This is a genomic window from Barnesiella sp. (assembly GCF_022723415.1).
GTDB classification, from domain to species: domain Bacteria; phylum Bacteroidota; class Bacteroidia; order Bacteroidales; family Barnesiellaceae; genus Barnesiella; species Barnesiella intestinihominis.
This window is the reverse complement of sequence record NZ_JAIJHU010000010.1, coordinates 24,656-38,204: the sequence shown is the minus strand read 5'-3', so window position 1 is coordinate 38,204 and position 13,549 is coordinate 24,656. Positions and strand designations below refer to the sequence as shown.

The 13,549-nt window shown below is 45.0% G+C and carries 8 protein-coding genes and 2 pseudogenes; all 10 read left to right on the top strand.

Features of this window, described 5'->3' with window-relative positions; all coding sequences use genetic code 11:
* Position 1 precedes the first annotated feature (1 nt).
* The 10 genes and pseudogenes from QVD32_RS03650 (at position 2) to QVD32_RS03610 (ending at position 13,542) form a co-directional block, all read left to right on the top strand.
* Complete coding sequence (locus QVD32_RS03650) at positions 2 to 1,870, top strand: outer membrane protein assembly factor BamB family protein (protein ID WP_021891822.1); 1,869 nt, start codon at positions 2 to 4, stop codon at positions 1,868 to 1,870.
* Positions 1,871 to 1,878: 8 nt separating this feature from the next.
* Complete coding sequence (locus QVD32_RS03645; protein WP_021891823.1) at positions 1,879 to 3,336, top strand: glycosyltransferase family 2 protein; 1,458 nt, start codon at positions 1,879 to 1,881, stop codon at positions 3,334 to 3,336.
* A 5-nt stretch (positions 3,337 to 3,341) separates the two neighbouring features.
* Entirely contained in the window at positions 3,342 to 4,271 is a 930-nt protein-coding gene (locus QVD32_RS03640) for a DUF4922 domain-containing protein (protein ID WP_046411266.1), read from the top strand.
* 6 nt (positions 4,272 to 4,277) lie between these two features.
* Positions 4,278 to 5,582 carry a SpoIID/LytB domain-containing protein gene (locus QVD32_RS03635; protein ID WP_021891825.1) on the top strand — a complete coding sequence of 435 codons (1,305 nt, stop codon included), beginning with the start codon at positions 4,278 to 4,280 and terminating at the stop codon, positions 5,580 to 5,582.
* 10 nt (positions 5,583 to 5,592) lie between these two features.
* Positions 5,593 to 6,096, top strand: a pseudogene (locus tag QVD32_RS13260) (MFS transporter); the annotation flags it as partial.
* 567 nt (positions 6,097 to 6,663) lie between these two features.
* Positions 6,664 to 7,458, top strand: a pseudogene (locus QVD32_RS13255) (MFS transporter); the annotation flags it as partial.
* A 17-nt stretch (positions 7,459 to 7,475) separates the two neighbouring features.
* Positions 7,476 to 8,708 (top strand): exo-beta-N-acetylmuramidase NamZ family protein, encoded by a 1,233-nt coding sequence (locus tag QVD32_RS03625; RefSeq protein ID WP_021891827.1) that lies wholly within the window; start codon positions 7,476 to 7,478, stop codon positions 8,706 to 8,708.
* A gap of 25 nt (positions 8,709 to 8,733) precedes the next feature.
* Entirely contained in the window at positions 8,734 to 11,553 is a 2,820-nt protein-coding gene (locus QVD32_RS03620) for an FAD-binding and (Fe-S)-binding domain-containing protein (RefSeq protein WP_021891828.1), read from the top strand.
* The gene (locus QVD32_RS03615) at positions 11,537 to 12,709 is read left to right on the top strand and encodes an acyltransferase family protein (RefSeq protein WP_021891829.1); all 1,173 of its coding nucleotides are present in this window, start codon (positions 11,537 to 11,539) and stop codon (positions 12,707 to 12,709) included. The genes QVD32_RS03620 and QVD32_RS03615 overlap by 17 nt, the downstream gene beginning before the upstream one ends.
* Positions 12,706 to 13,542: a BadF/BadG/BcrA/BcrD ATPase family protein gene (locus tag QVD32_RS03610; RefSeq protein ID WP_008861355.1), complete on the top strand. Its 837-nt coding sequence runs from the start codon at positions 12,706 to 12,708 to the stop codon at positions 13,540 to 13,542. Before QVD32_RS03615 ends, QVD32_RS03610 begins: the two co-directional genes overlap by 4 nt.
* Positions 13,543 to 13,549 lie beyond the last annotated feature (7 nt).

Sequence of the window (13,549 nt, the reverse complement as noted above, 5' to 3'; positions counted from 1 at the left end):
TATGAAAAGAATTTATCTTTCTCTCTCGCTTTTATTGCTTGTCATTATCGGTAGTAGAGCCGCCAATTTCAAATTCGCATTTCTCACCGATATACACATTACCGCCGGAGATTCTATCCCTTACAACGATTTAGCCCGGTCGGTAAACCAAATCAACGATACTCCGGGCATTGAATTTGTCATTGTATCGGGCGACATCACCAATATAGGAGATCGCAAATCGATGGAAGTGGTCAAATCGCTACTCGACCGACTGAATGTCGAATACCATATCATTCCCGGTAATCATGAAACGAAATGGAGTGAATCGGGAGTAACCGATTTCGCAAGGGTATTCGGAAGCGAAAGATTCAAATTCGAACATGACGGTATCTTATTCATGGGAGTAAATTCAGGCCCCATCATACGAATGGCCGATGGTCACGTGGCGCCTCAGGACATCGACTGGATCAAAACGGAATTGGACAAAGCCGGTAAAGAAAAGCCCGTAATCTTTATCACTCACTACCCCCTACAACCGGGCGATGTAGATAACTGGTACGACGTTACCGATGCCATACGCCCCTACAATATCCGACTCGTCATGGGCGGACATTACCACAAATATATGCAACTGGAATACGATGGTATCCCCGGTATTCTGTGCCGGTCGAACCTACGAGCCAAAGAGAAAACAGGCGGATACTCTCTGTGTGAAGTCACCCCTGATTCTATTTTCATTTACGAGCATAAAATAGGTAATGTTCCTACCCGTAAAGGAGCATACTCCATGACCGGAATGAATTATCCCAAAAGCAATGCCGGTTATCCTCGTCCTGATTACTCGGTTAACAAAGAGTTCCCGCAAGTTTCGGAGCAATGGCTCGTCAGAAGCGGATATGAAATATTCTCCTCACCTGCCTATTGGGATAAAAAAGTTTACGTAGGCGATGACTCCGGGGCCGTTTCCTGTTATTCGGCCACCGACGGCCGAAAACTGTGGAGTTTCAAATCGGATATGCGTATCATAGGGACACCTGCCGCCGATAAAAACGTCGTCGTATTCGGCTCTGCCGACATGAATATATACGGTCTGAATGCATCCGACGGCCGACTGTTGTGGAAAATAAACACCGAAGCACCCGTATTGGGAGCCGTTACCATACGAAACGGAATAGCCTACATCGGAGGCAGCGACCACAAATTTCGCGCAATCGACATCAAATCGGGAACTGTCGTTTGGAGTTACGACGGCGTAGAAGGCTACATAGAAACCAAACCCCTCGTTTACGACAATCTCGTGATATTCGGAGCATGGGATAAAAACCTCTATGCCCTCGATAAGAAAACAGGAAAAGAAGTTTGGAAATGGCACGAAGGGAAACCGGGTAGATTCTATTCGGCAGCGGCCGTTTGGCCCGTGGCGGCAAATGGAAAAGTATTTATCGCCGACCCCGAAAGAGCATTGACAGCTATCGATGCTTCTACCGGAAAAACCGTATGGAGAACCAAAGAATCGATGGTACGTGAGACCGTCGGCCTGTCGGAAGACAAACGGAGAATTTACAGTAAAACCATGAACGACAGTGTCGTATGTTACTCTGCCACTACCGACTTCCCTGAAAAAATATGGGCTTCGAATGTCGGATTCGGATATGAGCACGCCCCGTCCATGCCGGTTGAAAAAGAGGGTGTTGTTTTCGGCAGTACCAAAAACGGATTGATGTTCGGGTTGGATGCCCACACAGGCAAAGTACTCTGGAAACACAAAGTGGGTAATTCGCTCATCAGTACACTCGTACCGCTCTCTAAAAACAAATGTCTGTTTACTGCCACCGGCGGTGAAATAGGATTGTTGGTAATCGATTATAAAATAAACAAACACAAATAATTTTCCCTATGAAAACAATAAACTGTTTCATACCTTTTTCTGGTAAAGTTCAAGTTACCGAAACCATCAAAGGATTACGCAACTGCGAATATGTGAAGAACATATATTTGCTATCTTCGGAAAAAAGCAAAGAACAAATAGAAGGTTGTGAAATATTGGACATTCCGTCGCTTAACGCCTCGACCACTATGAAACTTTTGGCAGCGTACAGCGATGCCGATTTCACATTGCTTTATACGAAACACACCACATTAGAGTTAGGATACTTCGCACTCGAACGTATGGTTCACATCGCCGAAGACAGCCAAGCCGGTATGGTATATGCCGATTCCTACCATGTAATCGACGGAGAACAGAAGAAAGCCCCGGTCATCGACTATCAGTTCGGCAGTTTGCGAGACGATTTTAATTTCGGTTCCCTGCTGTTATTCAACGCCGAAGCACTCAAAGATGCAGTTGCCCGCATGAAAACCGATTTCCAATTTGCCGGATTATACGACCTCCGTCTGAAATTATCTCAAAAAACATCGTTAGTACACATTAACGAATATCTCTACTCCGAAGTCGAAAACGATACCCGAAAAAGCGGAGAGAAAATATTCGATTATGTAAATCCCAAAAACCGGGGCGTACAAATAGAAATGGAAGCCGCATGTACTGAACACTTGAAAGAAATAGGCGGTTATCTCGAACCGGTATTCGAAAAGATCGAATTCAACGCCGACAATTTCGAATACGAGGCTTCGGTAATCATTCCCGTACGGAACCGTGTACGCACCATTGCCGATGCCATCGACTCGGTCTTGAAACAAAAAACGAACTTCAAATTCAATCTGATTATTATCGACAACCACTCGACCGATGGAACCTCGGAGGCTATCGATCGCTTTGCCGGCGACGAAAGAGTAATCCATCTTATTCCCGAACGAAATGACTTAGGTATAGGCGGTTGCTGGAACATGGGCGTACATCATTCCAAATGCGGGAAATTTGCCGTACAATTAGACAGCGACGATGTATACAACAACGAAAATACCCTGCAAACCATGATCGATGCATTCTATGCCCAAAACTGCGGTATGGTCGTAGGAACTTACATGATGACCGATTTCAATATGAACATGATTGCTCCGGGTATCATCGACCACAAAGAGTGGACTCCCGAGAACGGACGGAACAATGCACTCCGCATTAACGGATTAGGCGCACCCAGAGCCTTCTACACGCCACTGCTCCGTCAAGTGAAGGTTCCCAATACGAGTTATGGCGAAGACTATGCCCTCGGTTTGAACATCTCGCGCCATTACCAAATAGGGCGCGTTTACGAAGTAGTTTATTTGTGTCGCCGTTGGGACGACAACTCCGACGCTTCACTGAGTATCGAAAAGATGAACGCCAACAATTTATATAAAGATCGTATTCGTACATGGGAATTACAAGCCCGCATCGCCATGAACAAAAAATAATGCAAATGAAAGTTACATCGGAACAAGCCAAACAATTACTGACCGACCAACTCTCCGTATGGGAATCGGCGCGTGACAATTACAAAGCATTGGAAGCGGTACAGGTTAAAGAACTAACGGTAGAAGGTTGTACGGTCAAGATACAATTCAACCCGGCCCGTATCGTATCTTCGGCAGCCAAAGTGGATACTCAATCGCTGAAAGAGCGCAAATGTTTTTTGTGTGCCGAAAACCGTCCGGAAGTGCAAGAAGGATTACCCGATGGCAGCTATACATGGTTGATTAATCCTTTCCCTATATTCCCGGAACACTTTACCATTCCGGTAAACGAGCACCTACCGCAACTTATCGAAAAGAGATTTGGAGACATGCTTCGTTTGGCTCATGCTGCCGAACATTACGTACTGTTCTACAACGGCCCCAAATGCGGAGCATCGGCCCCAGACCATGCTCATTTCCAAGCCGGTAACAAAGGATTTCTACCTCTCGAAAAGGAGTTGAAAAAGTATAGGCGCATTCCCATACGAACCGAAAAATCGGCTCGTCTAAGTCAAGTCGAGGATTATATCTGTCCCTTCTTCCTTATCGAAGCGGAATCGGAAGAAACCGCCGAAAAGCTCTTTGTGAAGCTCTATAACGCACTCGAACTAAAAGAGGGCGAACCGGAACCCATGATGAACATACTCACATGGTATGAAGATGGTAAATGGAGCTCTTGTATTTTCCCGAGAGCCCAGCATCGACCGTCGTGTTATTTCGCCGAAGGCGACGAAAATATCTTGCTCAGCCCCGCCTCGGTCGATATGGGAGGTGTGTTCATCACCCCTCTCGAAAAAGATTTTAGGAAAATCGACGCTGAACATCTCGAAAAAATACTTTCAGAAGTCTGCCTCGACCGGGAAAAGATGTACGAAATAATAGAAAAACTTAAATAAATATTCATGAAAGAGCCACAAGTTACCGTAGGAATCATGTCAGAACGACAAATACGTTTCGTCTTCAACGGGACGTATCTGGCAAATGGCGTTCCAGTCTCAGGAGAGCATGAGGCTCATACGGACGGGAAACAGATCTTCTGGAACGGAAACCGCTATACCCGAATCGTTTTCACTCCCGAAAAAGAAGACTATTCGTTTTGTCTCAAAGAGGTGACTATCGGAGTAAAATTTCATTGGGAAAGGAAAGAAGACCAAACTTTCAAAGGTAATCTGAACCTGATAGTGGAAAACGGACTTATCACAGCTATAAACGCTTTGAGCGTAGAAGACTATCTACTTAGTGTCATATCTTCCGAAATGAGTGCGACCGCCTCGCTCGAACTATTGAAATCGCACGCCGTCATTTCTCGGAGTTGGTTGTTGGCCCAAATACGAAAAAACAAAGAGTTAGCCGGAAAGAAACCCGACTCGTTGATTCGTACCGACAAAGAACTGATTCACTGGTATGACCGGGAAGACCATATCAACTTCGACGTATGTGCCGACGATCATTGTCAACGCTATCAAGGCATCACTCGGGCCTGTACCGAAGTTGTCGCACAAGCCATACAAGCTACGCACGGAGAAGTTCTCACATACGATGACGAAATATGCGATGCCCGCTTTTCAAAATGCTGCGGAGGCGTCGTGGAAGAATTTTCCTCTTGCTGGGAAAACATAAATCCCCCCTACCTGACGGCTCTACGGGACGACAAAAATGAAAAAGATTTTCCCGACTTGAAGAACGAAGACACCGCCCGGCAATGGATATACACCTCCCCCACAGCCTTCTGTAATACGACCGACAAAAAGATACTCTCGCAGGTTCTCAACAATTACGATCAGGAAACGACCGATTTCTATCGATGGTCCGTTGTTTACTCCCAAAGCGAGCTGGCTCACCTCATTCATGAAAAATCCGGAATCGATTTCGGTGAAATCATCGACCTAAAACCCATAGAACGAGGAACGTCGGGCAGATTGGTACGGTTACAGATACAAGGTAGCAAACAAACCCTTATTATCGGGAAAGAGCTGGAAATTCGCCGTGTACTATCTCCGTCTCATTTATACAGCTCGGCCTTCGTCGTAGAGCGAGAAGATATACAGAACGGAATACCCCAACGGTTCGTCATACACGGAGCCGGCTGGGGACATGGCGTAGGACTCTGCCAGATCGGAGCCGCCGTCATGGGCGAACAAGGCTATCCTTATCGCGAAATACTGCTACACTATTTCGTAGGTGCGAACATAGAAAAACTATATTAAAATACACACCATGAACCCTCAAAAGAAAACATCACCCTGGGCGTGGATCCCTACTCTTTACTTTGCACAGGGATTACCCTATGTAGCCGTTATGACCATATCGGTCATCATGTATAAAAGATTAGGCATATCGAACACCGACATAGCGTTATATACCAGTTGGCTTTATCTGCCGTGGGTAATCAAACCGTTTTGGAGTCCATTCATCGATTTACTGAAAACCAAACGATGGTGGGTAGTCACTATGCAGATGTTGGTAGGCGCCGGACTGGCAGGTATCGCATTCACCATTCCTGCCCCGCATTTCTTTCAAATAACACTCGCCATTTTCTGGTTGGTCGCATTCAGTTCTGCCACCCACGACATAGCAGCCGACGGATTTTATATGTTGGCTCTCGATACCCACGACCAAGCGATGTACGTGGGTATCCGCAGCACCTTTTACAGAGTCGCGACCATAGCCGGACAAGGTCTGCTGGTGATTCTCGCCGGATTGCTCGAATCGAATACAGGCCTCACTCCGTTGAACCTCGAAATAAAGGCCGGTCCGGAATATGCCAACGAAATAGTTCTTCCCTCCACCGACTACATCATCGACGCAAACAATGAAGAAATGCACTTCGTCGCATCACCCTCCACCCTCGAAATAGGAACAACGGCCGATCCCCATGCAGTAGACTCTATCAACGCATGGGTAAAATGCCAAAACATTGCGAACGGATTTGTCCTCGCAGAGGCGAAAAACCCATCGCAAACAAAAGATGAAAACAGTAGCGGAATAGGCGAAAAAATAAACACCTTTATCAAAGAGACATTCGGTGAAAAAAGAGAAAGAACCGAACACAAGCTCACCGGGAATATGGGCGTTATAAAAGTTTGCCTCTCCCAAAAGCCCGAAAAAGAAGAAAAGGTCGTTTTAAATACAGTGCACAAAAGCGGAGACCAAAGTATCTATCTCACGCAAGGCGACCGTTTGGAATTTACCGAAGAGAATTGGGATAAGCCGGCTTATATCGCGGTACAAATAGACCCGAAATTAAAAGAAGCATCGAATGCTTCGTTCGAATCCACATCGGGAAATATCTCGCTGGCATGGTCAATCACATTCTTTGTCCTCGCCGGATTCTTTATCGCTATATGCTTGTATCACAAGTACATTTTACCTAAACCGAAATCAGACAAAGCTGTATGTGAAGCAACCGCCTCGAACATTTTCAAAGAGTTCTTTGCCACGTTTGTCACATTCTTCCAGAAAAAACAAGTATGGGTGGCTGTCCTGTTCATGCTACTATACCGATTGCCCGAAGCCCAGTTGGTAAAACTTATCAACCCGTTCTTGCTCGACCCCAAAGAATTAGGGGGATTAGGACTGACAACGGGACAAGTCGGTTTAGTATATGGTACTATCGGGATTTTAGGTTTGACGATCGGTGGAATCATCGGTGGAATCGTAGCGGCAAAAGGTGGACTCAAAAAATGGCTTTGGCCTATGGCTTGGAGTATTTCCCTCACCTGCGCTACATTCGTTTATCTCAGCTATTACCAACCCGATAGCCTGTTCGTCATCAACCTCTGCGTTTTTATCGAACAATTCGGTTATGGATTTGGATTCACAGCTTATATGCTGTATTTGATTTACTTCTCCGACGGGGAACATAAAACGGCCCACTATGCCATTTGCACGGCATTCATGGCCTTAGGTATGATGTTACCCGGCATGGCTGCCGGCTGGCTGCAAGAACTCATAGGATATAAACACTTCTTCTATTGGGTAATGATCTGTTGTGCAGCGACTATTGCAGTATGTGCATTCATAAAAATAGATCCCAATTACGGGAAAAAAGAGACAGAAGAAAAAGAGACAGAAACAAAATAATATAAAAAATAAAGTCTATGAAATTAAAAAAGTATATAATTTTGTGTTTGATTACAAGTCTTACAGGAGGACTGAGCGCACAAAAAACAATGACGGGTATCGAAGTTCTGAAAAAAGATAATTTCAAAATATTAGAAGGGAAAAGAGTAGGCTTGATTACCAACCCGACAGGGGTTGATAATTCGTTGAAATCTACTATCGATATTCTGTTCGAAGCTCCTAACGTCAATTTGGTGGCCCTGTACGGGCCCGAACACGGCGTGCGCGGCGACGTGCATGCCGGCGATAAGGTAGAAAATTCCACAGACCCATCGACCGGATTACCGGTATATTCGCTATATGGGAAAACCAGAAAACCGACACCCGAAATGTTACAAGGTATTGATGTGCTTGTCTACGACATACAAGATATAGGTTGTCGCTCCTTTACTTACATCAGTACTATGGGCGTGGCTATGGAAGCGGCCGCTGAAAACGGAATCGAATTTATCGTACTCGACCGACCCAACCCCATCGGAGGAGAGAAAGTGGAAGGGAATCTCGTGGAAGACGGTTACATCTCTTTCGTAAGCCAATTCAAAATACCATACATTTACGGACTTACTTGCGGAGAGCTTGCCCGAATGTTGGTGGGAGAACACATGCTTGCCAAAGACTGCAAACTTACAGTCGTCCCCATGAAGCATTGGAAACGAAGCATGGACTATACTAAAACAGGTTTGCAATGGATACCCTCCTCACCACATATTCCGCATCCCCATTCGGCATACTTCTACCCCCTGTCGGGAATCGTGGGAGAGCTGCCCTACCTCTCCATCGGAGTGGGATATACCATACCGTTCCAAATGTTCGCAGCAGAATGGATAGATGCCGATAAGCTCGCCGACCGCATGAATAATTTGAACCTGCCGGGTATTAAATTCCGCCCCATGCATTTGAAGCCTTTCTACGCTTTCGGAAAAGGGGAACATTTACAAGGAGTACAAGTACATATTTTGGATTATAAAAAAGCTCGACTTTCCGAAGTTCAATTCTACATCATGCAAGAATTGGCCGCCTTGTATCCCGATAAACCCGCATTTTGCAAAGAAAATGAAAGCCGATTCGACATGTTCGACAAGGTATGCGGAAGTAACCAAATAAGAGAAAGATTTTCAAAAAATTACCATTTCGACGACATCAAGGACTATTGGTATAAAGACGTCGAAGATTTCAAAAAACTATCTCGAAAATATTATCTCTATAAATAAAGAACAAATTGTTTAACGTACCGAGATGAAAGAACAAAAGTATAACGCTTATCTGAAAGAAATCGGGAAATTTATCCCGAAAGATCGGATATATACCGATGAACTTCGTTTGTTGGCTTGGGGAACCGATGCCGGATTCTATCGACTAATCCCGAAAATAGTCATTCGGGCAAAAGACGAAAATGAAGTTTCCCGGCTCCTCGCTTTGGCCGACAAATATACACTGCCTGTCACATTTCGAGCGGCAGGAACTTCACTCTCAGGTCAAAGCATAAGCGATTCTATACTTATCGTAGCCGGGAAAAATTGGGAAAAATATTCCATCTCGGAAGATTTCGAACGCATTACACTCCAACCCGGTATTATCGGGGCACGTGTCAATGAAATATTAAAACCCCACGGTCGTAAATTCGCACCCGATCCTGCATCGGTAAAATCGGCTATGGTGGGCGGAATCGTCATGAACAATGCATCCGGTATGAACTGCGGTACACACGCCAACAGCGACAAAGAATTGCTTTCGGCGAAAATCGTGCTTGCCGACGGTACTCGGTTGAACACCGGCGACCCGGAAAGTCGAACGACATTCGAAAGAAAACACACCCCGTTCTTGAACAAAATCATCGAGATAAGAGACGAAATACGAAACGACAACGAACTGAGTGACCGTATCCGCAAAAAATATTCCATCAAAAATGTCACCGGGTTGAATTTATTACCTTTTGTGATATATGACGACCCATTCGATATTATCGCCCACCTCATGGTGGGGTCAGAGGGTACGCTCGCTTTCTTATCGGAAGTTACGATGAAAACCGAGCATGACTATCCCTATTCGGCGAGTGCCATGCTTTACTTTTCGAACATAAAGGATGCCTGTCGAGCGGTCGTTGCCATGAAACCCGGTCCCGTATTCAGTGCAGAGCTGCTCGACAAAAAGTCTTTGGCTTCGGTCAACGACACGACCGGAACGGGTCTTACAGCAGTTTTGACCGAAACGAAGGCCGATACTCCCGAAGAACTACAAGCCAATATCGAAGAAATAAAAAAGATACTTTCTCCATTCGAAACCGTTACTCCTATTCACTTTACGGACAAACCCGAAGAATATTCGAAATACTGGGCTATCCGTTCGGGTATTTTCCCATCGGTAGGAGGAACTCGCCGGCCGGGTACGACCGTTTTGATCGAAGACGTAGCGTTTCCATTGAAAGAGCTGCCAGAAGCGACCGCCGATTTACAAGAGTTATTGGTAACGAATGAATATCACGACGCTTGTATTTACGGACATGCGTTAGAGGGAAACTTCCACTTTATCATCAGCCAGTCGTTCGACTCTCCCGAACAAGTCGCCCGATATGAAAAACTGATGGACGAAGTAAAAACATTGGTGGTGGACAAGTACGACGGTTCGCTGAAAGCAGAACACGGAACCGGACGGAATATGGCTCCATTCGTCAAATACGAATGGGGAGAAAGGGCCTATGGATTCATGAAAGCCGTCAAAGAGTTGTTCGATCCGAAAGGATTACTCAATCCCGGTGTCATTTTCAACGAAGACCCACATTGCCATTTAAAACACTTCAAACCTATGCCTCTGACAAACGCTCACGTAGACAAGTGCATAGAGTGCGGATTCTGTGAAGTGAATTGCCTGACTTGTGGATTCTCTCTTTCTTCCCGTCAACGTATCGTCATTCAACGGGAAATTTCCCGGCTCAAAAAACTATCCGATACGGAAAGTTCGGAACGGCTGAAAACATTGCAGAAACAATACAAATATTTAGGAAACGCAACCTGTGCGGGAGACGGACTTTGTTCCATGTCTTGCCCGATGGGAATCAATGTAGGCGATTTAACGCACGATATCAGACAAGCGAATTTACCCGAAAAAAGCATTGGATACAAAACCGGCGATTTCGTCGCCAATCATTTTGCCGAAACGAAATCGGCTCTCAGACCTGTTCTTTACTTGGCGAACATGGCCCACAATATGTTGGGCGACAAAGTCATGAGCTCTATTGGGCAAGGTCTTCACCAAATAGGTGTTCCATTGTGGACACCATCTATGCCCAAACCCTATTATCCTCATCGAATACAACAGCACGAAGAATCTCTGAAAGTGGTCTATTTCCCAAGCTGTATCAATCAAACTATGGGTACGGCGAAAGATTCACCCGACCAAACGCCTCTGATCGACAAGACTGTCGCCTTGCTGCAAAAAGCCGGATATGAAGTCATCTTTCCCGAAAACATGAAGAATCTCTGTTGCGGAACAATCTGGGAAAGCAAAGGTATGATGGACATTGCCGACCGAAAATCGGCCGAATTGGAAGCTGCGCTATACAAAGCCAGCAACGGAGGAAAATATCCTGTACTCTGCGACCAAAGTCCCTGTCTGCACCGTATGCGCGAGGTCATGACCCAAGTAAAACTATATGAACCGGTAGAGTTCATATATACTTTCCTGAAAGACAAACTCGTTTTTTCTCCTATCGACGAACCAATCGCCGTTCATATCACTTGCTCGATGAGAAAAATGAATTTGGGAAACATGCTCGTCGATTTGGCTCGTTTATGTTCTACAAAAGTAATTGTTCCCGAGGAAGTAGGTTGCTGCGGGTTCGCCGGTGACAGGGGATTCACTTATCCCGAGGTCAACGCCTATGCTCTCAGAAAGCTAAAACCTCAAATAGAAAAAGCAGGAGTAAAAACCGGTTATTCCAATAGCCGCACTTGCGAAATAGGACTGACGACCAATGCAGGAATACCTTATATTTCTATCGTTTATTTAGTGGATAAATGTACAACTTCAAAAAATAAATGCCATGAACAACCCGCCTAATAAAAGGCTTCTTTCTCTCGATATACTGAGAGGTATCACCATCGCCGGAATGATTATGGTAAATAATCCCGGTTCGTGGGGACATATCTATGCACCGCTCGGCCATGCCGAATGGATAGGTCTGACTCCCACCGACCTCGTTTTTCCGTTCTTCATGTTCATCATGGGAATATCGACTTATATGTCGTTGAGAAAATTCGACTTCCGACTATCGGGAGCGGTAGCGTGGAAAATCATACGCCGCACGATTGTTATCTTCGCTATCGGATTGGCTATCGCTTGGTTCGGATTAACCATGCGTACCTATCATCAACTGGGGGGAGAGTCTCTATCCTTTTTCGAACGATTGGGCCGCTCTATGTGGAATTTCGACCATATCCGAATTTTGGGAGTCATGCCCCGTTTAGCGATTTGCTACGGAGCAGCCGCATTTATCGCCTTGATTGTCAAACATAAATATATACCCCACATCGTATCGGTCACGTTGATTGCCTATTTCGTCATACTGATAACAGGAAAAGGGTTCGAATTTTCCGAAGATAACATCATCTCGGTAGTCGACAGAGCTATTTTAGGAAGCAACCACATGTATCACGATAACGGGCTCGCTCTCGACCCCGAGGGGTTGCTCAGTACGATACCGTCGATATGCCACGTACTTGTCGGCATATTTTGCGGAGGACTCATCATGCGTACAAAAGATAACGCCGTACGCATGCAGAATCTTTTCATTGCAGGAACGATACTCACTTTTGCCGGATTACTTCTCGAATACGGTTGTCCTATCAGCAAAAAAATATGGTCTCCTACATTTGTTCTCACCACATGCGGATTAGCAGCCAGCTCATTGGCTTTGCTCATCTGGATCATAGACATCAAAGGATACAAAAAATGGAGTCGATTTTTCGAAGCATTCGGTATCAATCCCTTATTCATGTACGTATTGGGAGCTGTGTTAAGCATCCTCATCGGTAGTATTTACGTTACTTACGGAGGAGCGAGTATGACTTTGAAAGGAATGATTTACAACGAATGGCTCGTTCCTCTATTCAAAGACGAAACTTTTGCATCGCTTATATTCGCTCTTTTATTTATCGGTGTAAACTGGATTATAGGGTATGTTTTGTATAAAAAGAAAATATATATAAAGATATGATTATTATTGCAGACAGTGGTTCTACCAAAACCGATTGGTGCGTAGTAAACCACGGAAAACAGGTTAAAAGAATCACAACGGAGGGAACCAATCCGTTTTTTCAGACAGAAGAGGAAATAAGCCAAGTGGTAAAAGATAAACTCATGCCCCATTTGGACGGAGTGAAAATAGATGCCGTTTATTTCTATGGGGCAGGTTGTGCCTTTCCAGAAAAGAATGAGATTGTCCACAATGCCATTTATAGGCACATACCGGTAACTATCGAAGTCGGGAGCGACTTGTTAGCAGCTGCCCGCAGCCTTTGTGGACATAAAGCGGGTATCGCCTGTATCATGGGGACCGGATCGAACTCTTGTTATTACGATGGCAAAGAGATCGTAAACAACATATCCCCATTGGGATATATCTTGGGCGACGAAGGCAGCGGCGCTGTTTTGGGAAAATTATTGGTCGGCGACTGTTTGAAAAACCAACTGACTCCCGAACTAAAAGAAAAATTTTTCAACCGCTTCAATCTCACGCCAAAAGAAATTTTGGATAACGTATACAAGAAGCCTTTCCCCAATCGTTTTTTGGCATCGGTATCGCCGTTCCTCATCGAAAATATCGAAGAGCCTTGTATCCACAGAATCGTTCTGAACGGATTCAAAAACTTCTTCACCCGTAATGTCATGCAATATGACTACAAAAATGTAAAAGTACATTTCATCGGGTCTATCGCATACTATTACAAAGAAGTTTTGGAAGAAGCCGCCCTTGCCCTGCAAATAGAATTGGGAACAATCATAAAAAGTCCTATGGAAGGACTCGTCGAATTTCATTCAACTTTATAAAAACGCA

Bases quoted from the DNA above. Each gene is read 5' to 3' on its own strand.
- QVD32_RS03650 (WP_021891822.1), top strand. From the start codon at position 2: ATGAAAAGAATTTATCTTTCTCTCTCGCTTTTATTGCTTGTCATTATC.
- QVD32_RS03645 (WP_021891823.1), top strand. From the start codon at position 1,879: ATGAAAACAATAAACTGTTTCATACCTTTTTCTGGTAAAGTTCAAGTT.
- QVD32_RS03640 (WP_046411266.1), top strand. From the start codon at position 3,342: ATGAAAGTTACATCGGAACAAGCCAAACAATTACTGACCGACCAACTC.
- QVD32_RS03635 (WP_021891825.1), top strand. From the start codon at position 4,278: ATGAAAGAGCCACAAGTTACCGTAGGAATCATGTCAGAACGACAAATA.
- QVD32_RS03625 (WP_021891827.1), top strand. From the start codon at position 7,476: ATGAAATTAAAAAAGTATATAATTTTGTGTTTGATTACAAGTCTTACA.
- QVD32_RS03620 (WP_021891828.1), top strand. From the start codon at position 8,734: ATGAAAGAACAAAAGTATAACGCTTATCTGAAAGAAATCGGGAAATTT.
- QVD32_RS03615 (WP_021891829.1), top strand. From the start codon at position 11,537: ATGAACAACCCGCCTAATAAAAGGCTTCTTTCTCTCGATATACTGAGA.
- QVD32_RS03610 (WP_008861355.1), top strand. From the start codon at position 12,706: ATGATTATTATTGCAGACAGTGGTTCTACCAAAACCGATTGGTGCGTA.